General features: G+C 70.4%; 18 protein-coding genes and 1 pseudogene. 15 read left to right on the top strand and 4 right to left on the bottom strand.

The window, feature by feature from the left end; all coding sequences use genetic code 11:
* The 10 genes and pseudogenes from ACFY0P_RS23680 to ACFY0P_RS23635 all read left to right on the top strand — a co-directional run.
* A partial coding sequence (locus ACFY0P_RS23680; protein ID WP_388916368.1) for a group II intron maturase-specific domain-containing protein occupies nt 1-899 on the top strand: 899 nt, incomplete at its 5' end.
* Nucleotides 900-988: 89 nt separating this feature from the next.
* A complete protein-coding gene (locus ACFY0P_RS23675) occupies nt 989-1,675 on the top strand; it encodes an IS701 family transposase (protein ID WP_388916365.1) in 687 nt (228 codons plus the stop codon).
* 12 nt (nt 1,676-1,687) lie between these two features.
* The gene (locus ACFY0P_RS23670) at nt 1,688-1,879 is read left to right on the top strand and encodes a hypothetical protein (protein WP_388916362.1); all 192 of its coding nucleotides are present in this window, start codon (nt 1,688-1,690) and stop codon (nt 1,877-1,879) included.
* A gap of 480 nt (nt 1,880-2,359) precedes the next feature.
* Nucleotides 2,360-3,457, top strand: a complete 1,098-nt coding sequence (locus ACFY0P_RS23665) for an IS110 family transposase (protein ID WP_388916359.1) — start codon at nt 2,360-2,362, stop codon at nt 3,455-3,457.
* A 32-nt stretch (nt 3,458-3,489) separates the two neighbouring features.
* On the top strand, nt 3,490-4,809 hold the full coding sequence (gene pcaC, locus ACFY0P_RS23660; RefSeq protein WP_388916356.1) for a 4-carboxymuconolactone decarboxylase: 1,320 nt from the start codon (nt 3,490-3,492) through the stop codon (nt 4,807-4,809).
* 65 nt (nt 4,810-4,874) lie between these two features.
* A complete protein-coding gene (locus ACFY0P_RS23655) occupies nt 4,875-5,510 on the top strand; it encodes an MBL fold metallo-hydrolase (RefSeq protein ID WP_388916353.1) in 636 nt (211 codons plus the stop codon).
* A 91-nt stretch (nt 5,511-5,601) separates the two neighbouring features.
* A complete protein-coding gene (locus ACFY0P_RS23650; RefSeq protein WP_388916350.1) occupies nt 5,602-6,381 on the top strand; it encodes an exodeoxyribonuclease III in 780 nt (259 codons plus the stop codon).
* Between the two features lie 16 nt (nt 6,382-6,397).
* Nucleotides 6,398-6,805: a DUF6278 family protein gene (locus ACFY0P_RS23645; protein WP_388916347.1), complete on the top strand. Its 408-nt coding sequence runs from the start codon at nt 6,398-6,400 to the stop codon at nt 6,803-6,805.
* Between the two features lie 162 nt (nt 6,806-6,967).
* Nucleotides 6,968-7,333, top strand: a pseudogene (locus ACFY0P_RS23640) (ATP-binding cassette domain-containing protein); the annotation flags it as partial.
* A complete protein-coding gene (locus ACFY0P_RS23635; protein WP_388916416.1) occupies nt 7,237-8,028 on the top strand; it encodes an amino acid ABC transporter permease in 792 nt (263 codons plus the stop codon). The pseudogene ACFY0P_RS23640 and the gene ACFY0P_RS23635, both read left to right, overlap by 97 nt.
* A gap of 45 nt (nt 8,029-8,073) precedes the next feature.
* Here the strand turns inward: ACFY0P_RS23635 and ACFY0P_RS23630 are convergent, their stop codons facing one another.
* Together ACFY0P_RS23630 and ACFY0P_RS23625 are read right to left on the bottom strand one after the other, a co-directional pair.
* A complete protein-coding gene (locus ACFY0P_RS23630) occupies nt 8,074-9,642 on the bottom strand; it encodes a CocE/NonD family hydrolase (protein WP_388916344.1) in 1,569 nt (522 codons plus the stop codon).
* Nucleotides 9,643-9,758: 116 nt separating this feature from the next.
* Complete coding sequence (locus ACFY0P_RS23625; RefSeq protein ID WP_388916341.1) at nt 9,759-10,523, bottom strand: hypothetical protein; 765 nt, start codon at nt 10,521-10,523, stop codon at nt 9,759-9,761.
* 143 nt (nt 10,524-10,666) lie between these two features.
* Here ACFY0P_RS23625 and ggt point away from each other — a divergent pair, with 143 nt between their 5' ends.
* Nucleotides 10,667-12,460, top strand: coding sequence for a gamma-glutamyltransferase (gene ggt, locus ACFY0P_RS23620; RefSeq protein WP_388916338.1), 1,794 nt, complete (start codon nt 10,667-10,669; stop codon nt 12,458-12,460).
* Nucleotides 12,461-12,550: 90 nt separating this feature from the next.
* Here the strand turns inward: ggt and ACFY0P_RS23615 are convergent, their stop codons facing one another.
* Together ACFY0P_RS23615 and map are read right to left on the bottom strand one after the other, a co-directional pair.
* Nucleotides 12,551-15,109: an ATP-dependent Clp protease ATP-binding subunit gene (locus ACFY0P_RS23615; RefSeq protein WP_388916335.1), complete on the bottom strand. Its 2,559-nt coding sequence runs from the start codon at nt 15,107-15,109 to the stop codon at nt 12,551-12,553.
* Nucleotides 15,110-15,601: 492 nt separating this feature from the next.
* A complete protein-coding gene (gene map / locus ACFY0P_RS23610; protein WP_388916332.1) occupies nt 15,602-16,381 on the bottom strand; it encodes a type I methionyl aminopeptidase in 780 nt (259 codons plus the stop codon).
* Between the two features lie 44 nt (nt 16,382-16,425).
* On the opposite strand from map, the gene ACFY0P_RS23605 reads away from it, so the two are divergent.
* From ACFY0P_RS23605 to ACFY0P_RS23590, 4 genes are all read left to right on the top strand, one after another.
* Nucleotides 16,426-16,677: a helix-turn-helix domain-containing protein gene (locus ACFY0P_RS23605; RefSeq protein ID WP_388916329.1), complete on the top strand. Its 252-nt coding sequence runs from the start codon at nt 16,426-16,428 to the stop codon at nt 16,675-16,677.
* A gap of 126 nt (nt 16,678-16,803) precedes the next feature.
* Complete coding sequence (locus tag ACFY0P_RS23600) at nt 16,804-18,147, top strand: hypothetical protein (protein ID WP_388916326.1); 1,344 nt, start codon at nt 16,804-16,806, stop codon at nt 18,145-18,147.
* 257 nt (nt 18,148-18,404) lie between these two features.
* Complete coding sequence (locus tag ACFY0P_RS23595) at nt 18,405-19,247, top strand: nitrilase-related carbon-nitrogen hydrolase (protein WP_388916323.1); 843 nt, start codon at nt 18,405-18,407, stop codon at nt 19,245-19,247.
* Nucleotides 19,244-20,527, top strand: a complete 1,284-nt coding sequence (locus ACFY0P_RS23590) for an aspartate aminotransferase family protein (protein ID WP_388916320.1) — start codon at nt 19,244-19,246, stop codon at nt 20,525-20,527. The genes ACFY0P_RS23595 and ACFY0P_RS23590 overlap by 4 nt, the downstream gene beginning before the upstream one ends.
* The last annotated feature ends 88 nt before the right edge of the window (nt 20,528-20,615 follow it).

Raw genomic sequence — 20,615 nt, 5'->3', positions numbered from 1 at the left:
TGACGCTGCCTACTCTCCCCACGAGGCAGCTTCTCCAACCTCCGATAACGCAGCGTCACTTCGAAGGTGAAGTTGCCCATTGCGTTGGAGGCGTGATCTCACCGCTATTGGCCAACATCTATCTCTCTGTCCTGGACCGGCACTTCTCGCGGATCTGGGACACCGAGATGACCCCGGCGTGGCGTCGGCAGCATCGACGCCGCAAGGGGCTGCCGAACTTCCGGCTGGTGCGTTATGCCGACGATTTCATCGTGCTGGTGCATGGCACGAGAAAAGACGCCGAAGCACTGAAGGCCGAGATCGGCGGACTGCTGGCCAGCAGACTGAAGATGACCCTCTCAGACGAGAAGACCCACATCACCCACATCGACGACGGCTTCGTCTTCCTGGGCTTCCACATCCAGCGCAGGTCCTGGGGCGGCGGCCGTCGTGTTGTGCTCACCATTCCGTCCAAGCAGTCTTTGGCATCGGTGATGCACAAGATCAAGAAACTGACGGGGAGGGGCACGACCTCGCTCTCGTTGGAGGAGGTGCTGCGGGCGGTCAACCCAATCCTCCGGGGTTGGGCGGCCTACTTTCGCTACGGCGTCTCGAAGAGAACGTTCTCGTATCTCGGCTGGTACGCGTGGCGGAGGATGAATCTTTGGATTCGCCGCAAGCACCCTCGCATGACCTGGAAGCAGATGCGCCGCCGCTACTTCGCGGCGGACAGCATCGCGGAGGGTGGGATCACCCTCTACAACCCGGCGAAGATGAAGGTCGAGCGTTACCGCTTCCGCGGAGCGAAGATCAGCACGCCATACAACATCGACGAGGTCGATCCACGCGGAGCACGCTTCCGCCGGACCACCCACGACGATGTGGCCTTCGTCGGCCAGGTCAGCGAATACCTCGCCTGAATCCATCGGATCGCGTGGAGAGCCGGATGCTCGGCCAACGAGCACGTCCGGTTCGGCGGGCGGGGACGGGAAGACCGACACCCGAGAAGGTGCACGGCGTCCCGTCCCCGACCCAACTCATCAAGAAGGGCACCGTCTCGGCCGGGGTGCAACGGCAGTACTCCGGCACGGCGGGCCGCACCGAGAACCGCCAGATCGGCGTGTTCGCCGCCTATGCCTCCTCCAAGGGCCGCGCGCTGGTGGACCGAGAGCTGTATCTGCCGAAGTCCTGGACCTCTGATCAGGACCGCTGCACAGAGGCAAGGATTCCCGACGAGTGCGCGTTCGCCACCAAAGGCGATCTCGCGAAGGCCATCATCATGCGGGCCCTGGCCTCGCCGCTGCCGACCGCCTGGGTGACCGCAGACTCGGCCTACGGCCAGGAGTGGCGGCTGCGCCGCCTGCTGGAGGAGGCCGGCGTCGGCTACGTTCTGGCCGTGCCGAAGTCCCAGCTCGTGCACGCCATCGGCCGCATCGACTTCACCATCACCCAGGCACCCGAGGAAGCCTGGGAACGGCACTCCTGCGGGGCGGGCGCGAAAGGGCCACGCGTCTACGACTGGGCGGCAGCGAGACTGCCCGCGATCGATGACTTCGACGGTGATGCGCCCACCCACGACCGGTGGGTGCTGGCCCGCCGCAGCCTGGCCCGTCCGGACGAGATCGCCTACTACCTCGCCTATGCACCGGCTGGCACCGGCACCGCCGAACTGGTGCGGGTCGCCGGGACGCGCTGAGCGATCGAGGAGGTGTTCCAGGCCGCGAAGAACGAGTGCGGCCTGGATCAGCACGAAGTTCGCCGGTATCCGGGCTGGTATCGGCACATCACCCTGGCCATGCTCGCCCACGCCTTCCTCGCCGCCATGGCCGCCGCCGCAGGGACGGAAAGGGGGGCCGCAGAATCGGTTCCGGCGATCTCGTCCGTGCCGATCCGCAGCTGAGGGAGGAACTGGCTGGGCTAGGAAACGCAGAACTCTTCCGCACCTGCGCAGGGCTCCTTGACGACAGCCGGAGGAGCCGCAGCTGCCGCAGCCGGTGAGCACCACCTCCTTGCGTGAGGTCTCCCTGCCAATACCGGTCAGGAGTGGACGAGAGTCAACGCCCTGTCAATCCCCTCAGTCAGGTTGAGTATTGGTTCGGCCGAAGTCATCCGGCAGTGATCGAGCCACGTCGCTGTACCGCGATCGATGGGACGGTTGTGCAGTGCTGTCCCGGACGGGGGTCTGACTCGTGAGATCTATGACCAAAGTGTCCAGTCACAGACCTGTCGACTGCCGTTGCGGGATGCTGCCTGCCACCGAGCCACAGGGCGTGTCCCTATAGGGGCCTTGCCGAGTTTCAGGCGCCATCACGGTTCAGACCGCCCGAACAGGCCGGTGCCATTCACCCTAGCCAGCACGCCACGTGGGAGGCGAACCATCATGACGACCCGACAGCGCAGCACCTCCTCGAGCACGGATCCGCCCGTTCGGCGCGAGGTCGTCCTGGGCGTGGACACGCACGGTGAGGTGCATGTCGCCGCCGTGATCTCCCCGCTCGGGAAGGTCCTGGGAACCGAGTCCTTTCCGGCGACGGCGGCCGGTTACCGACAACTGCTTGTCTGGGCCCGCAAGAGGGGTACGGTGCGCCGGGCCGGTGTGGAGGGCACCGGCACCTTCGGCGCGGGCCTGTCCCGTTACCTGCTGGCCCAGCAGGTCGAGGTATACGAGGTGAACCGGCCCGACCGGTCGGCCCGCCGGCTGCTCGGGAAGTCGGACCCGCTCGACGCTCAGGCCGCCGCGCGAGCCGTGCTCAGCGGTCGCGCCCGGGCCCGGGCCAAGTCCGGCGACGGTCCGGTGCACAGCGCCCGGATCTATAAACTCGCCAAGGACTCTGCGGTCAAGGCCCGCACTCAGGCGATCAACCAGCTCAAGGCCGTCCTGGTGATCGCCGATCCCGTCCTGCGGGAGCGGCTGTCCGGCCTGGGCAATGCCGAGCTGTTCCGCACCTGCGCGACCCTCAGCCCACCCGACGGTGGGAGAGAGGAGGACGCGGTGGCCCAGGCCACCTGCATGACATTACGCATGCTTGCCGAACGCATTGAGCAGCTCACCGGACAGATCAATGAGCTGAAACAGCGACTGACCCGGCTCGTCGAACGCCACGCGCCGCAACTGCTCGTACCGGTGGGCATCGGTCCAGATAGTGCCGTCACCCTGCTGATCACCATGGGGGACAATCCCGGGCGGCTGTGCTCCGAGGCGTCCTTTGCTGCCCTTTGCGGAGTCAGCCCCATCGAGTACTCCTCCGGCCGGCGTCGCACGCGCCGGCTCAACTACGGCGGCGACCGTCAGGCGAACGCCGCCCTGCACCGCATCGTGTTCACCCGGCTGCGCCACGATCCGCGCACCCAGGCGTACTACGAACGCCGCACCCAGGAGGGCAAGACCCGACGCGAGATCATCCGATGCCTCAAGCGATATGCCGCCCGCGAGGTCTTCAACCTGGTCAGACCGGTTTCCCGCGCCCCCGCGTTATAGGGGCGTCCGTGAGACGTGAGAGGGTCTGGGGCGTGAGTGAGACACCCCCGAACACCCTGCAATACCGCTTTGACGGGCCAGAAGACGCTCCGGTCCTGATCTTGGGTCCCTCACTGGGTACCACATGGCACATGTGGGACCGGCAGATCCCGGAGCTGATCCAGCAGTGGCGGGTCTTCCGCTACGACCTGCCCGGGCACGGTGGCGCCCCGGCGCACCCGGGCGGTTCCGTGGCCGAGCTGACCGCCCGGCTGCTGGCCACGCTGGACTCCTTCGGTGTGCAGCGCTTCGGCTACGCGGGCTGCGCGCTCGGCGGGGCCGTCGGCGTCGAGCTGGCGCTGCGGCACCCGGAGCGGATCGCCTCGCTGGCGCTGGTCGCCACCTCGCCCCGGTTCGGGACGGCGGACGAGTTCCGGCAGCGCGGTGTGATCGTACGGACGAACGGCCTCGACCCGATCGCCCGGACCTCGCCCGAGCGCTGGTTCACCGGCGGGTTCGCCGCCGCCCAGCCCGCGATCACCGAGTGGGCCGTCCAGATGGTCCGCACCACCGACCCCGGCTGCTACATCGCCGCCTGCGAGGCGCTGGCCGGCTTCGACGTACGGCACGAACTCGCCCGGGTCGGCGTACCGACGCTCGTCCTGGTCGGCTCCGACGACCAGATCACCGGACCCGCCGAGGCCCGCACCCTGGTCGCCGGCATCCCGGACGCCCGGCTCGCGGTCGTACCCGGAGCCTCCCACCTGGTCCCGGTCGAGCAGCCCGCCGCCGTCACCGATCTGCTGGTGCGGCACTTCTCCACCGCCTGGCAGCCCGCCTACGACTCGACCACCGGCCAGATCGCCATCCCGGCGGCCCCGGTGAAGCCGGTGCTGACGGCGGCTCCCCAGGCCGTGCCCCAGTTCGCTCCCCAGGTCACGCCGATCGCCGAGATCGCCCCGCCGGTCGTTCCACCGCAGCCGCTCGGGCGGCCCGATCCCTACGAGGCGGGGCTGAAGGTCCGCCGGGAGGTGCTCGGGGACGCGCACGTGGACCGGGCGCTGGCGCAGGCCGACGAGTTCTCCGGGGACTTCCAGGAGCTCGTCACCCGCTACGCGTGGGGCGAGATCTGGGACCGGCCCGGCCTCGACCGGCGCTCGCGCAGCTGTGTCACGCTCACCGCGCTGGTCGCGGGCGGCCACCTGGAGGAGCTGGGCTTCCACGTCCGGGCCGCGCTGCGCAACGGCCTCACCCCGGGCGAGATCAAGGAAGTGCTGCTCCAGGCGGCGGTGTACTGCGGGATACCGGCCGCGAACAGCGCGTTCCGGGTCGCCCAGCAGGTCATCCGCGAGGAGACCACTCCCGAGGACTGAGGGACCGCTCGGGGACCGGGGAGTCCCCGAGGACCGCGGGACGGCCCGGGGGCAGGATGGTGACCATGAAGCTGACCAAGAAGTCCCACGCGTGCGTGCGCCTCGAGAAGGAAGGGCGCACGCTCGTCCTCGACCCCGGCGGGTTCAGCGAGCAGGACGCGGCCGTCGGCGCCGACGCGATCCTGATCACCCACGAGCACGCCGACCACTTCGACGAGGGCCGGCTGCGGGCCGCGCTGGACGCCAACCCCGGCGTCGAGATCTGGACCCTGAAGTCCGTCGCCGACCAGCTGACGGCGGCCTTCCCGGGCCGGGTGCACACCGTCGGCCACGGCGACACCTTCACTGCCGCCGGCTTCGACGTCCAGGTGCACGGCGAACTGCACGCGGTGATCCACCCGGACATCCCGCGGATCACCAACGTCGGCTACCTGATCGACGGCGGCAAGGTCTTCCACCCCGGCGACGCCCTCACCGTCCCCGACCACCCCGTCGAGACGCTGATGCTCCCCGTGATGGCGCCCTGGAACAAGATCTCCGAGGTCATCGACTACGTCCGCGAGGTGAAGCCGCAGCGCGCCTACGACATCCACGACGCCCTGCTCACCGACCTCGCCCGGCCGATCTACGACCGCCAGATCGGCGCCCTGGGCGGCGCGGACCACCAGCGGCTGGCACCGGGGGCCTCGGCGGACGTCTGAGGCCGGGGACCGGAGGGCGGTGGTGCGAGGCCGGACGTCCGGGGCCGGACGTCCGAGGCCGCTTGTCAGAGGGGCCCGGTAGGTTGTGGGCATGCGCATCGCGACCTGGAACGTGAACTCGATCACCGCCCGCCTGCCGAGGCTCCTCGCCTGGCTGGAGAGCAGCGGCACCGACGTGCTCTGCCTCCAGGAGGCCAAGGTCGCCGAGGCGCAGTTCCCGTTCGAGCAACTGCGCGAGCTGGGCTACGAGGCGGCGGTCCACGCGACGGGCCGGTGGAACGGCGTGGCGGTGCTGTCGAAGGTCGGCCTGGAGGACGTCGTCAAGGGCCTGCCCGGCGACCCGGGCTACGACGGCGCGCCCGAGCCCCGCGCGATCTCGGCGACCTGCGGGCCGGTCCGGGTCTGGTCGGTGTACGTGCCCAACGGCCGCGAGGTGGACCACCCGCACTACGCCTACAAGCTCCAGTGGTTCGAGGCGCTGAAGGCCGCAGTCGCCGGGGACGCGGGCGGCAGCCGCCCCTTCGCGGTCCTCGGTGACTACAACGTGGCGCCGACGGACGACGACGTCTTCGACGTGGCCGCCTTCGAGGGCCTCACCCACGTCACCCCGGCCGAGCGCGCCGCGCTCACCGCCCTGCGCGAGACCGGCCTGACCGACGTCGTCCCGCGCCCGCTGAAGTACGACCACCCCTACACCTACTGGGACTACCGCCAGCTCGCCTTCCCCAAGAACCGCGGCATGCGCATCGACCTGGTGTACGGGAACGAAGCATTCGGCAAAGCCGTGAAGGACGCCTACGTCGACCGTGAGGAGCGCAAGGGAAAGGGCGCTTCCGATCATGCCCCGGTGGTGGTGGACCTGGAGGTGTGAGTGTCAACCTGGGACCATGAACTTCCCCTTTCTGGGTAACAGGCACGGCAAGACCGGTGACGTCCCCCACCACGCCGATCCCGATCTGCTCGCCGAGTGCGAGCTCCTGCGCGCCCAGGCGGCCGAGGAGGGTGTCTCGCTCGACGACACCCCGGCCTCGCTGGAGGCCCTCGACCAGTTGCTCCCGCGCTGGCGGGACGACGAGGAGACCCTGACCTGGCTCGGCACCGATGCCGGCCTGTACCTGGGCACCGTCCTGACCCGGACCGTGCCCGGCGCCGAGTGGGAGATCCGGGCGGACGGCGAGCCGGTCGTACGGCTCGCGTCCGGGCGGGAGTTCGAGGTCGTCGAGTCCGGCCACGACTGGGCCGCGAGCGGGGTCCCCGAGCTCTCCCAGCTCTACGCGGAGGTCGCCGAGGCCTGAACGACGGCCGCCCGCACGGCGATCAGGACGGCGAACAGGGCCTCCAGTAAAGACGGCATAAATACGGCTAATGCCCGAAAAGTGCGTGTCGTGCCTTAAGTCCACTCGCGGCTGGATAGTTTGCGGCAACCACGACACAGCTGAGAGTGGGTAGGGCTGCGGATGGCCGTCGATCCTCTGATCGAACTGCGGGACGTCAACAAGTACTACGGCGAGCTCCATGTCCTCCAGGGCATCGATCTCACCGTCGGCGGGGGAGAGGTGGTCGTCGTCATCGGCCCTTCGGGGGCGGGGAAGTCGACGCTGTGCCGGACGATCAACCGCCTGGAGACCGTCGAGTCCGGGACGATCACGCTCGACGGCCGGCCGCTGCCCCAGGAGGGCAAGGCCCTCGCGAAGCTCCACGCCGAGGCCGGCATGGTCTTCCAGCCCTGCAACCTGTTCGCCCGCAAGACGGTCCTGCAGAACGTCTCCGTCGCCCAGATCAAGGTCCGCAGGCGCAAGAAGGAGCAGGCCGGTTCACGAAGTGGATGCCCTTCGCCTACGAGGGGATTCAGAAGCTCCTCCTGCGAGGCCTCGGCAACACGCTCAAGGCCTTCGCGACGGCGGCCTTCCTCTCCCTCGCGCTGGGCGGACTGCTGGCCACCGGACGGCTCTCCGAGCACCGGCCGGCACGCCTGCTCGCCACCGTCGTCGTGGAGTTCTTCCGTGCCGTGCCCGTCCTGGTGATGATCTTCTTCGTCTTCGTGGCGCTGAAGGTCCAGCCGCTGCCCGCCCTGGTCGCCGGACTCACCCTCTACAACGGCTCGGTGCTCGCCGAGGTGTTCCCCTCCGGGGTGAACGGCGTCGAACGCGGCCGCCGCGAGGCCGCGTTCGCGCTCGGCATGCGCAAGACCCAGGTCATGTCGTACGTCCTGGCGCCCCAGGCCGTCCGGGCCATGCTGCCCGCCGTCATCAGCCGGCTCGTGGTGGCCCTGAAGGACACCTCGCTCGGCTATCTCATCACCTACGAGGAGTTCCTCCATGCCGGGAAACTGATCGCATCCAACCTCGACTACGATTTGCCCTTCATCCCTGTGGTGATGGTGATCTCGCCGATCTGCATCGGGATGTGCATGCTGCTCTCGTGGTTCGCCGGCTGGGTGGCCAGGCGGGAGCGGCACAGTCCCAGGACCGGGGCCGCCGAGGTGGCCCCGGCCGAACCGGGGACGCTGCTGCCGTAGGGGGCAGCAGCCAAAGGGCCAGGCCCGGCCGGCGGCAGCCGGAGATCACTGCTCGCGCAGCGGAACGGACACGTACGACGGGTCGTCCACCGGCGAGGAGAAGGTCAGCTGCGCGCCGGACGGGTTGTGCTCGACGTAGAGCGGGTCCACCGTGTCGATCACCAGCGCGAGCCGGTGCCCGGCGGGCACGTCGTAGGCCGTGGAGAACAGGTCCAGGTCCACGTCGAACGCCTTGCCGGGCGTCCGGCCGTGCCAGGTGTACGGCGCGTTGGTGACCAGCTTGCCGAGGCCGAGCGGCCCCACGTCGTAGAGGTAGGCGACGAGGGTGCCGCTCTCCGCGGTCGGGGTGAGGGTGGTGTGCAACGTGGCCGTACCACGCACCTGTTGTGCGTCGGCGTACCGCTCGGACTGCCAGACGGCGGCCCACCGGCGGGGGAGCAGCGGGATCGAGGCGACCGGGGGCAACTGGGCGACCTGGTCGAGGATGCTGGACAGGAAGACGATCCCGCCGTCCGCGCCCGAGTCGACGTTCGCGTGGACGGTGGCCGTGCCCGCCAGGGCGATCTTCCGCCGGGTGACGCCGACCGACTTCCAGTCCGGGTAGCCTTCGTAGCCGCCCGTGGACCGGGACTTGAGCTCGACCGGCTGCTCGCGGTCGATCCCGTTGTCCTCGCCCCTGAGATAGTGGTCGAACCAGCGCTCGGTGTCCGTCCACACGTCGTTGGGCAGTCCGAACAGTCCGGTCAGCTCGGCGGTGGCGTGGTCGCCGGGGCGCAGTTCGAGCCGCTTGGGGCCGGTCAGCGTGTGGTAGAAGTCGGCGATCTGGTTGGGCGGGAAGATCGTGTCACCCCAGGCGTTGGCGAGCATGATCGCCGCGCCGTTCTTGTTGATCTGGTCGACATAGGTCGCGGCGGAACGTTTCTTTCCCCAGTCGATCAGTTCCTGTTCCTTGGACAGGTCGGAGGCGAAGAAGTCCTTGAAGACCTCACTGGTCTCCGCGCTCGGACGGCCGGTGACGAGGCCGACGCCGTCGAGGAGGGCGGTCGCTTCAGAGTGCTCGGTGCGGCCGGAATAGATCGAGTCGATCAGGTCGGCCCAGCCGCTGAGCGAGGCAACGGCCTTGATCCGCTTGTCGTGCGCGGCCGCGAGCAGGCTGATGCCGGCGCCGTAGGACACGCCCGCCATGCCGATGTGCCCGGCGTCGGACGGGGTGTTGGCGAGCGCCCAGTCGATCACCTTGGACGCGTCGGCCACATCGGGCGGACCCGCCACTTCGATCCCGCCGCCGGACTGCCAGAAGCCCCGGACGTTGTAGGCCACCACGACATAGCCGGAGTCGGCGAGTTTCTGGGCCTGGGCCAGGTACTGGACCTGCGGGAAGCCCCAGCTCGTGGGCATGACGAGCAGCGGGTAGCGGTGCGGGCCGTCGGCGCCCGCGGGCGTGACGACGTTCGCCTTGAGCGTCGTACCTCCGTCGCCGGTGATGTCGACGAACCGGACGCTGTTCGCGGCGGCCTGGGCGGCGGGGGTGAATCCGAGGACACCTCCGGCGATCAGGGTCGCGGAGACGGCGCCCACGGCGGTCGTGCGCAGGGCCTTGCGATGGGTTCCCACAGGTCACTCCCCGTATGTGTCAATGCAAAGTGACCCGACGGTAACCGCGACCCCTTACTGCAAGTAACCCGTCGGTAAGTTACGTGCGAGTAAAGATTGTTGAATCGTGCGGGCGGTCAGGAGGCGCGGTGCGCGGCGTGGGGCGTCTCGGTCGCGTCGGGCGGCAGCGGGGCCTGTGCGGCACGGGTGACGTCCTCGACGAGTTCGACCACGTCAGGGCCGTAGGCCTGCGAGTTGACGACCTTGAGGAGCAGGACGAAGGAGTTGTTGCCGTGCTTGCGGGCGAGCCGCTGGTGGTTGCGGGCGAGGTAGCGGGTGGCCGCCTGGTTGGTGATCGCGCGCTGCCCGCAGAAGAGGAACACCGGGCGGGCGTCCGGGCGTTGGCCGGCGGTGAGGCGGGCCAGCAGTACGTACTCCGTGATGCCCGAATCCAGCCGGTAGCGCTCGGTGCCGATCTGGAAGGCGCCGCGGTCCGGGCCCGGTTCCGGGTCGATGTTGACGCGTACGCCGGGCAGCATCGCGGACATGTGAGCGAGCATGCGGCGATTCGACCCGGGACCTCCCACGCAGAATTCGGTCCGCTCACCGAAGCCCTGCTGGACGTTGTCCTGGGTCACCATCTGGAGGTTCGCGCCGCAGTCCTTGATGAGCGCGGCCAGCTCGAGGAGCGCGAACACGTCGAAGCGGTGGACCGCCGGTTCGGAGGTGGCCGGATCGCGGTTGACGACCAGCAGCGACTCCGAGTTCTCCGGCAGCCCGAAAAAGGCCTGCTTGCGGCGCAGGCTCCGGCGCCACAGCGAGGTACGGGCCAGCCAGCCGAGCGCCGCGCTGATGCCGGCCGCCACGACGCCGAGGATAATGTTGCGCAGGTCGTCATTCATGGGCGCGCATGCTAGCGGTCACAGATGGCCGGAACGTACCCGTGTTCGAAGTGTGGCGGTCATATGACAGTGCCCTGAATGTGGCTGTCGGGGTCGTGGCCCCGCCGATACGCTGCGCGGACGTTCCGGAACTGGAGGTGCGGATGCGTCGCCCTGTCGCGCGGAAACTGACGGTCCTGGCGGTCTCGGCCGCGGTGGTGTCGGTGGGGGCGGCAGCGCCTCCCGCCTCCGGCGGTGCCACCGCCGCGAAAACCCCGGTGGCCGTCGGTTACGGCGGCGCGGTGGCCAGCGTCGACGCGGACGCCACCGCCGCCGGTATCGAGGTGCTCCGCAAGGGCGGCAACGCGGTCGACGCGGCCGTCGCGACCGCCGCCGCGCTCGGCGTCACCGAGCCCTACTCCTCCGGCATCGGAGGCGGCGGCTACTTCGTCTACTACGACGCCAAGTCCCGCACGGTGCACACGATCGACGGTCGCGAGACCGCACCGCTGACCGCCGACTCCAACCTGTTCGTGGAGAACGGCAAGCCACTCGCCTTCGCGGACGCCGTCAGCAGCGGACTGAGCGTCGGCACCCCGGGGACGCCGGCCACCTGGCAGACGGCGCTCAGCCAGTGGGGTACGGAGCGGCTCGGCTCGGTGCTGAAACCGGCCGAGCGGATCGCCCGCGACGGGTTCGCCGTCGACGACACCTTCCGGTCGCAGACCGCTTCGAACGAGACCCGGTTCCGGTACTTCCCCGACACTGCGAAGCTGTTCCTGCCGGGCGGGCAGCTGCCGGTGGTGGGCTCCACCTTCAAGAACCCCGAACTGGCCCGGACCTACGAGGAGCTGGGAAAGAAGGGGGTCGGGGCCGTCTACAACGGCGACCTCGGCAAGGACATCGTGGCGACGGTCGACAACCCGCCGGTGGACGCGAGTTCGGGGTGGAAGGCGAGAGCGGGCAAGCTGTCCGCCAAGGACCTGGCCGCCTACCGGGCCAAGCTGCAGGCGCCGACCGAGACGTCGTACCGCGGGCTGAAGGTGTACTCGATCGCGCCGTCGTCGTCCGGTGGGACGACGGTCGGGGAGGCCCTCAACATCCTGGAGAACACCGACCTCTCCAAGGCCGGTGAGGTCCAGTACCTGCACCACTTCATCGAGTCGAGCCGGATCTCCTTCGCCGACCGGGGGCGCTGGGTCGGCGACCCCGCGTTCGAGGACGTGCCGACGAAGGGGCTGCTGTCACAGCGGTACGCCGACGAGCGGGCGAAGCTGATCAGCGACGACGCGGTGCTGACCAGCCCGGTCGCGCCGGGCGACCCGAACAACCCCGGGTCGACGGGTACGGCGGCGCCGACCACGTACGAGGGGGAGAACACGACGCACCTCACGGTCGCCGACAAGTGGGGGAACGTCGTCTCCTACACGCTGACCATCGAGCAGACCGGTGGCAGCGCGATCACCGTTCCGGGGCGCGGGTTCCTGCTCAACAACGAGCTGACCGACTTCTCGTTCACGCCGGCGAATCCCGCGGTGCACGACCCGAACCTGCCGGGGCCCGGGAAGCGGCCGCGGTCCTCCATCTCTCCGACGATCGTGCTCGACAAGGCGAACCGGCCGGTGGTCGCGGTGGGGTCGCCCGGTGGGGCGACCATCATCACGACGGTGCTTCAGGTGCTGACCGAGTTCCTCGACCGGCATCTGCCGCTGGTGGACGCGATCGCCGCGCCCCGGGCGTCGCAGCGGAACGCGGCGAAGACCGATTTGGAGCCGGCGCTGTACAACGACCCCGAGGTGCGGGGGAAGTTGGAGGCGATCGGCCACGCGTTCAGCCTGAATCCGGAGATCGGGGCGGCTACCGGTGTGCAGCGGTTGCCGGGTGGGAAGTGGCTGGCGGCGGCTGAGACCGTGCGGCGGGGTGGGGGATCGGCCCAGGTGGTGGATCCTTCGTCCTAGACGCCGGGTGCGGGTGCTTGGGGGGCTGGTCGCGCAGTTCCTCCCCCAGCCTTCGGCCGGGGGTACCCCCAGCGCCCCTGAAGGGGCGCCTCAGCCGGGGGCGCCTGAAAGATCCCGCTTCTGAAACACCAGACTCCCGCCCTCGACATCCACCGTCACCTGACTGCCCTCCGCGATCGTGCCGTCCAGCAGCAGGCGTGACAGGTGGTTGTCGACTTCCCGTTGGATCGTGCGGCGCAGCGGGCGGGCGCCGTACTCCGGCTGGTAGCCGTGTTCTGCCAGCCAGTCGACCGCCGCGTCCGTGAAGCGGGCCGTGATGCCCTGGGCGTGCAGCATGCGGCGGGTGTGTTCCAGCAGGAGTTCGGTGATCTGGTGCAGCTGGTCGCCGGTGAGCTGGCGGAAGACGACGATCTCGTCGATCCGGTTGAGGAACTCCGGGCGGAAGTGGTCCCGGAGCGGGCGCAGCACCCGCTCGCGGCGGGCCTCCTCGGTCGCCTCCTCGCCGCCGGGGCCGAAGCCGATGCCGGCGCCCCGCCGCGTGATCACGTCCGAGCCCAGGTTGCTCGTCATCACGATGACCGTGTTGGTGAAGTCCACCGTGCGGCCCTGGGAGTCGGTCAGGCGGCCGTCGTCCAGGACCTGGAGCAGGATGTTGAAGACGTCCGGGTGCGCCTTCTCCACCTCGTCCAGCAGGAGCAGGGAGTACGGGTGGCGGCGGACGACCTCGGTGAGCTGGCCCGCCTCCTCGTGGCCGACGTAGCCGGGCGGGGCGCCCACCAGGCGGGAGACGGTGTGGCGCTCCTGGTACTCGCTCATGTCCAGGCGGACCATCCGGTCCTCGCTGCCGAACAGCACCTCGGCGAGGGCGCGGGCCAGTTCGGTCTTGCCGACGCCGGTCGGGCCGAGGAAGAGGAAGCTGCCGATCGGGCGGTTCGGGCTCGCCAGTCCGGCGCGGGAGCGCATGACCGCCTCGGAGACGACGGCGACCGCCTCGTCCTGGCCGACGACCCGCTGGTGCAGATGGGCCTCCAGGCCGAGCAGCCGTTCCTTCTCCTCCTGGGTGAGGCTGCTGACCGGGATGCCGGTCTGGCGGGAGACCACCTCGGCGATCGCCTCGGCCGTCACCTCCAGGTTCAGCCCCTCGTCCGCCTCGTCCTCGCCGGAGAGTTCGGTGATGCGGGTCTTCAACGCGCCGATGCGGTCGCGGAGCTGGGTGGCGCGTTCGTACTGCTCGTCGGCGACCGCCTGGTCCTTGTCCCGGGTGAGCTGCTCGATCTCGCGCTCCATGGCGCGTACGTCCGTGCCCTTGGTGCGGGCGCCGAGGCGGACCCGGGCGCCGGCCTGGTCGATCAGGTCGATCGCCTTGTCCGGCAGCCTGCGGTCGGTGAGGTAGCGGTCGGAGAGCTCGACGGCGGCGACCAGGGCCTCGTCGGTGTAGCGGACCTGGTGGTGGGCCTCGTAGCGGTCGCGCAGTCCGCGCAGGATCTCGATGGTGTCCGGGACCGTCGGCTCGGGCACCAGGATCGGCTGGAAGCGGCGGGCCAGCGCCGCGTCCTTCTCGATCTTGCGGAACTCCTCCAGGGTGGTCGCGCCCACGACGTGCAGTTCGCCCCGGGCCAGCGCGGGCTTGAGGATGTTGGCCGCGTCCATCGCCCCGCCCTCGCCGCCGCCCCCGGCACCGACCACGGTGTGCAGCTCGTCGATGAAGACGACCAGCTGGTCGGAGTGCGCGCGGATCTCGCCCACGATGTTGTTGAGCCGCTCCTCGAAGTCGCCCCGGAACCGGGTGCCGGCGACCACGCCGGACAGGTCGAGGGCCATCACCCGGCGGCACGACAGTACGTCCGGCACGTCCCCGTCGGCGATCCGCTGGGCCAGGCCCTCGACGATCGCCGTCTTGCCGACACCGGCGTCACCGATCAGCACGGGGTTGTTCTTGCCGCGCCGGGAGAGCACCTCGATGGTCTGCTCGATCTCGTCGTCGCGGCCGATGACCGGGTCGATCCGGCCCTGACCGGCCAGCTCGGTCAGATCCCGGCCGTACTTGTCGAGGTTCGGCGTGCTGCTCGTACGGCGCCGGGTGTCGGGGCCGGCGAGCGAGCGGTCGGTCTCCGTGGCGTCCGGGGGCAGGCCGGAGGCGGCGAACCGGGCGGCGTTCAGGATGTGCCCGGCGGCCGAGTCCGGGTTGGCGGCCAGCGCGCCCAGCACGTGCTCGGGGCCGATGTACCCGGCTCCTCCTGCCCGGGCCAGGTCGTGTGCGTCCAGCAGGGCCCGCTTCACGGCCGGGGTGAGGGAGAGCGAGGTCGGCGGGGGCGCCTCGCCCGGCGGGTGCTGGACCGGGCCCGCGCGGCCGTCGATCTCCGTCGCCAGCGAGTCGGGATCGGCGCCGGACCTGCTCAGCAGGGAACGGGTGGGCTCCGCCGACAGCGCCGCGCGCAGCAGGTGCTCGGTGTCCAGGTCCCGGCTGCCGTGCTCGGCGGCGTACTGGGCGGCGCCCTTGACCAGTTCCCTGGCCGGCTGGCTCAGCAGCCTGCCGATGTCGATCTGGCGGGGGCCCTGGCGGGCTCCGCCGCCGCCGAAGAAGCGTGCGAGGAACTCTCCGAAAGGATCCTGTCCGAAGTTGTCCGGTCCGGGGTAACCGCTGGTCATGAGCGTTCGTTCCGTTCCGGCGTCCCGGCGCCTGACGGGACGCGCTCGCTGGTCGACGTGCCGGTCCACGCGGGTGCCCCTGCAGGGCCCGGTCACACCACCTTCGCACGCCCGCCGGAGGGGGGCACGTCCAGCCGTCCGGGCGCCGGGCCGCGCCGACCGGAAATCAGCGGCGGAATTCGGCGACGCAGCGGCGCCGTACGCCATACCGCGATGATCAGTGCCTTTCCCGTGTCGCGTTGTCGCACCGGCCGGACCCGGAATCCGGCCGGTGCTCCCGGCGAGCGTTGTGTCACCTGATCAGCGGCCGTTGGTATTCGGCCGGGGTCGCCTTCGGCCCTGGGGTGGAGGCTTCGCTGATTGGGCGGCTGTCTGTCCGCTCGTCACGGACAGGTACACGGGGGACCGCCGTCGTTGTTCAGCGTTCTGGGGAATTCGTTTGCGCGGCGCCGACCCGCATATTCCGATAAGAAAGGCGAAGGAAAACCGGTGTCAGTTCTTTGGATTCCTGGCCGTGAGGATCCGCGGCCCCGCCTCCGTGATCGCCACCGTGTGCTCCGCGTGCGCCGCCCGGGAGCCGTCGTTCGTCCGCAGGGTCCAGCCGTCCTCGGCCGCGTGGTAGCCGTCCCGGCCGCCGCCGATCAGCATGGGCTCGATCGCGAGGACCATGCCGTGCCGGAGCGGGAGGCCGCGGCCGGGGCGGCCCTCGTTCGGTACACCGGGGTCCTCGTGCATACGGCGGCCGATGCCGTGTCCGCCGAAGTCCTGCGGGATGCCGTAGCCGGCGTCCCGGCACACCCGGCCGACCGCGTGTGCGATGTCGCCGATGCGGTTGCCGACGACCGCCGCCGCGATGCCCGCCGCGAGCGCCCGCTCGGCGGTCTCGACGAGTCGTACGTCCGCCGGGCGCGGCCTGCCGACCGTGAAGCTGATCGCCGAGTCGCCCGCCCAGCCGTCCAGCACCGCACCGCAGTCGATGGAGACCAGGTCGCCGTCGCGCAACCGGTAGCCGGTCGGGATGCCGTGCACGATCGCGTCGTTCACGGACGCGCAGATGACGGCGGGGAAGGGGGTGGGCGCGAACGAGGGCCGGTAGCCGAGGAAGGGGGAGGTGGCCCCGGCCTCGCGCAGCACCTCCCGCGCCACTTCGTCCAGTTCGAGCAGGGAGACGCCGATGGCGGCGGCCTCCCGTACGGCCGTCAGGGCCCGCCCGACGACCTGGCCCGACGCGTACATGGCGTCGATCGATGTGTCTGTCTTCAGTTCCACCATGCCAATTAATATACCGGTTTTCTCGACCGGGTTAGAATGGCGGCATGGTACGCACCCCTCTTACTCCGGAAGAGCGTGAACGCGGCGAGCGGCTCGGGCGGCTGCTGCGCGAGGCGCGCGGCGGCCGGAGCATGACGGAGGTGGCGGCCGCGGCTGGCATCTCGGCGGAGACCCTCCGCAAGATCGAGACCGGGCGGGCGCCGACCCCCGCCTTCTTCACCGTCGCCGCGCTGGCGCGCGCGCTCGGTCTGTCGATGGACGACATGGTGGAGCGCTGCGCCCTGGTCGTCGCGTGACGCGCGTCGGTCAAGATCGGGCAATGAGGACTCCGCGCACCCGCTGAAAACTCCCCGTAGCAACCCCGTAACACAACTGGTGTTGCCTACGGAGCCGGAGTGTTCCGGTCTGGCGGGAGTCGAGCGATGACTGTGGATCAACTCCCGGGCCGGGTGCGGGAGTTCGCGAACTACCTGAACGGCCTGCTGGCGCGCCTGGACCAGGGCGGCGGCTGGTGCGCCGTCTTCTGGCAGCGCGACCCCGAGGGGATGCAGGCCTGCCTCGGCGGGCGCGACGTGCCGCCCTGGGACGTCGTGGCGGCGCTGCTCCAGGATCTGGCGACCGTCTACGGCACCGAGACCGCCGTCCGTGAGGCCGAGCAGGCCCGCCGGCTGCACGCGGACGCGCTCGCCGCGTACGACACCCGGCCGGGCGCCCGCGAGGACCTGAGCGACCGCCTCGACGTCACCCTCCGCGAGCAGCGGTACGCCGCGGAACGGCTGGCCCAACTCGGCCGTGCCCTTGACTCCGCGCCCTCCCGTGAGGAGGCCGAGGCCCTGAACATCGACCTCGCCTGGGCCCGAGACGACCACGAACGGGCGTCCGCACGGTGCGCCGAGCTCCGGGCCCGGATGGGAAGGCTGGAGCACCGGGCCGAGCTCGCCGGGCACCTGCGGGGCGAGACCCGTGACGCAGCTCCCCAGCCGGCCCCGGCCCCGGTTCCCGCCCCGGCCCCTCTCCCGGCCCAGGCCCCGGCCAAGCAGCGCAAGCGGCGGCGGGGCAGTGCCCGGTTCGCCGGCATGGCAGAGGACGAGGCCGCGCCCACCGTCGTACCGCAGACGCCCCAGGAGTCCGTGCCCGCGGCCGCCGCCGGCCGCCGGACCCCGCGCGGAGCCCGCTTCGCCGGGGCCGTCGAGGTACCACCGGCGCGGCCGGAGCCGGTGCCCGCGGAGTCCGACGAGGAGTCGGGGCGGGCCGTGGCGGCGGCCGTCGAGCGGCTGGAACGGCTGCGGTCGGAGGGCCGCACCGGAGAGGCCCACGCGCTCCTGGCCGAGGTGGCGCTCTGGTCCGCCGTCCGGTTCCCGCTGCTCGCGGACGCCCTCCAGCGGGCCGGTCTCGGCGCCGACTGGGCCACGCTGCTGTGGGAGACGGCCTCGCTGCCGCCCGCCCGGCTCGTCGCGGCCGCCGACGCCCTGACCGCCGCGGGCCGGACCGAGGACGGCCGGCAGATCCTGCGCCAGGGCGTCGCCCGCCCCGCCACGGAGATCGGCGAGGCAGTCCTCGCCCTGGACGCGGAGGGCCGCCACCGCGAGGCCCGCGCCCTGCTGGACACGTACGTCCAGGTCCGCCCCCCGGAGGAGGCGGCCCACAGCGCGGAACCGGATCCCCAGCGCCTGGTGCCCCTGCTGCTCCGCTCGGCCCAGCAGATCTCGGACCAGCGCCACTGGGACCTGCTGCACGCCTTGCGGGTGGCGGGCCTCGCCTCCTGAGGGACGTGACCGAGGCCCGCCCCACAGGGGCGCCGGGGGTACCCCCGGCCGAAGGCCGGGGGAGGAACCGCGCGACCGGCCCCCACGCACCCGCAGTCGGGAATGGCGCCAAGCTGAAACGGCGCCTCCGAACCGGCCCGCGCATCCGCCAGCCAGGTAGGAAACGCGATCGACTCGGCGGCTTAACGACGATGGTCTTGGCAAGGAATCCGAGGAGGCTTACTTTCGACCCTCTACGGGCGTAGAAGGAGCAGCTCATGGCCAACGTCGTACGCGCCGCTCTGGTCCAGGCCACCTGGACCGGCGACACCGAGTCCATGGTGGCGAAACACGAGGTGTACGCCCGCGAGGCGGCCCGTCAAGGCGCGAAGATCATCGGATTTCAGGAAGTCTTCAACGCCCCCTACTTCTGCCAGGTCCAGGAACCCGAGCACTACCGCTGGGCCGAGCCGGTCCCGGACGGCCCCACCACGCGTCGTATGCAGGAACTCGCGCGCGAGACGGGCATGGTGATCGTCGTCCCCGTCTTCGAGGTCGAGCAGTCCGGCTTCTACTACAACACCGCCGCCGTGATCGACGCCGACGGCACCGTCCTCGGCAAGTACCGCAAGCACCACATCCCGCAGGTCAAGGGCTTCTGGGAGAAGTACTACTTCAAGCCCGGGAACGCCGGCTGGCCGGTCTTCGACACCGCCGTCGGCAAGGTCGGCGTATATATCTGCTACGACCGCCACTTCCCTGAAGGCTGGCGGCAACTCGGCCTCAACGGCGCCCAGTTGGTCTACAACCCGTCGGCCACCTCGCGCGGTCTCTCGGCCTACCTCTGGCAGCTGGAACAGCCGGCCGCCGCCGTCGCCAACGAGTACTTCGTCGCCGCCATCAACCGGGTGGGCCAGGAGGAGTACGGGGACAACGACTTCTACGGGACGAGCTATTTCGTCGATCCGCGTGGGCAGTTCGTGGGGGAGGTCGCGAGCGACAAGGGCGAGGAGCTCGTCGTCCGGGACCTCGACTTCGACCTGATCGAAGAAGTACGGCAGCAGTGGGCCTTCTACCGCGACCGCCGTCCCGACGCCTACGAAGGGCTGGTACAGCCGTGAACGACCTCTTCGCCCGCCACCGCCAGGTCCTGCCCGACTGGCTGGCCCTCTACTACGACGAGCCCCTCGAGATCACCCACGGCGAGGGCCGGCACGTCTGGGACGCGGAGGGCAACCGCTACCTCGACTTCTTCGGCGGCATCCTCACCACGATGACCGCGCACGCGCTCCCCGAGGTGACGAAGGCGGTGAGCGAGCAGGCCGGCCGGATCATCCACTCCTCCACGCTCTACCTCAACCGCCCGATGGTCGAACTCGCCGAGCGCATCGCCCAGTTGAGCGGCATCCCGGACGCCCGCGTCTTCTTCACCACCTCCGGCACGGAGGCCAACGACACGGCCCTGCTGCTCGCCACGACCTACCGCCGCACGAACACGATCCTGGCGATGCGCAACAGCTACCACGGCCGCTCCTTCAGCGCCGTCGGCATCACCGGAAACAAGGGCTGGTCCCCGACCTCCCTCTCCCCGCTGCAAACGCTGTACGTCCACGGTGGCGTCCGCACCCGCGGCCCGTTCGCCGAGCTGAACGACCGTGACTTCATCGCGGCCTGCGTCGACGACCTGCGCGACCTCCTCGGCCACACCCGCCCGCCGGCCGCGCTGATCGCCGAGCCCATCCAGGGTGTCGGCGGCTTCACCTCCCCGCCCGACGGGCTGTACGCGGCCTTCCGCAAGGTCCTCCAGGAGCAGGGCATCCTCTGGATCGCCGACGAGGTGCAGACCGGCTGGGGCCGCACCGGCGACCACTTCTGGGGCTGGCAGGCCCACGGCCAGAGCGGCCCGCCGGACATCCTCACCTTCGCCAAGGGCATCGGCAACGGCAGCTCCATCGGCGGCGTGGTGGCCCGCTCCGAGATCATGAACTGCCTGGACTCCAACAGCATCTCGACGTTCGGCGGCACCCAGATCACCATGGCCGCGGGCCTCGCCAACCTGTCGTACCTCCTGGAGCACGACCTTCAGGGCAACGCCCGCCGCGTCGGCGGCCTCCTCATCGAACGCCTCCGCGCGGTCGCCGCCCAGCTGCCCGGCGTACGCGAGGTCCGGGGCCGCGGCCTGATGATCGGCGTCGAACTGGTCAAGCCCGGCACCGACGAGGCCGACCCCAAGTCCGCCTCGGCCGTCCTGGAAGCGGCCCGCGAAGGCGGCCTCCTGATCGGCAAGGGCGGCGGCCACAACACGAGCGCCCTGCGCATCGCCCCGCCGCTGTCACTGACGGTGGCGGAGGCGGAGGAGGGCGCGGCGATCCTCGAACAGGCGCTGCGGAGTGCCTACTAGGCGCCCCGCCGCGCGTCGACCGCGGCGCCGTCGTGGTTGGTCGCGCAGTTCCTCCCCCAGCCTTCGGCCGGGGGTACCCCCAGCGCCC

Origin of the sequence: Streptomyces sp. NPDC001714 (assembly GCF_042892755.1) — a bacterium.
GTDB lineage: Bacteria > Actinomycetota > Actinomycetes > Streptomycetales > Streptomycetaceae > Streptomyces.
This window is presented reverse-complemented; position numbering and strand designations above follow the sequence as displayed.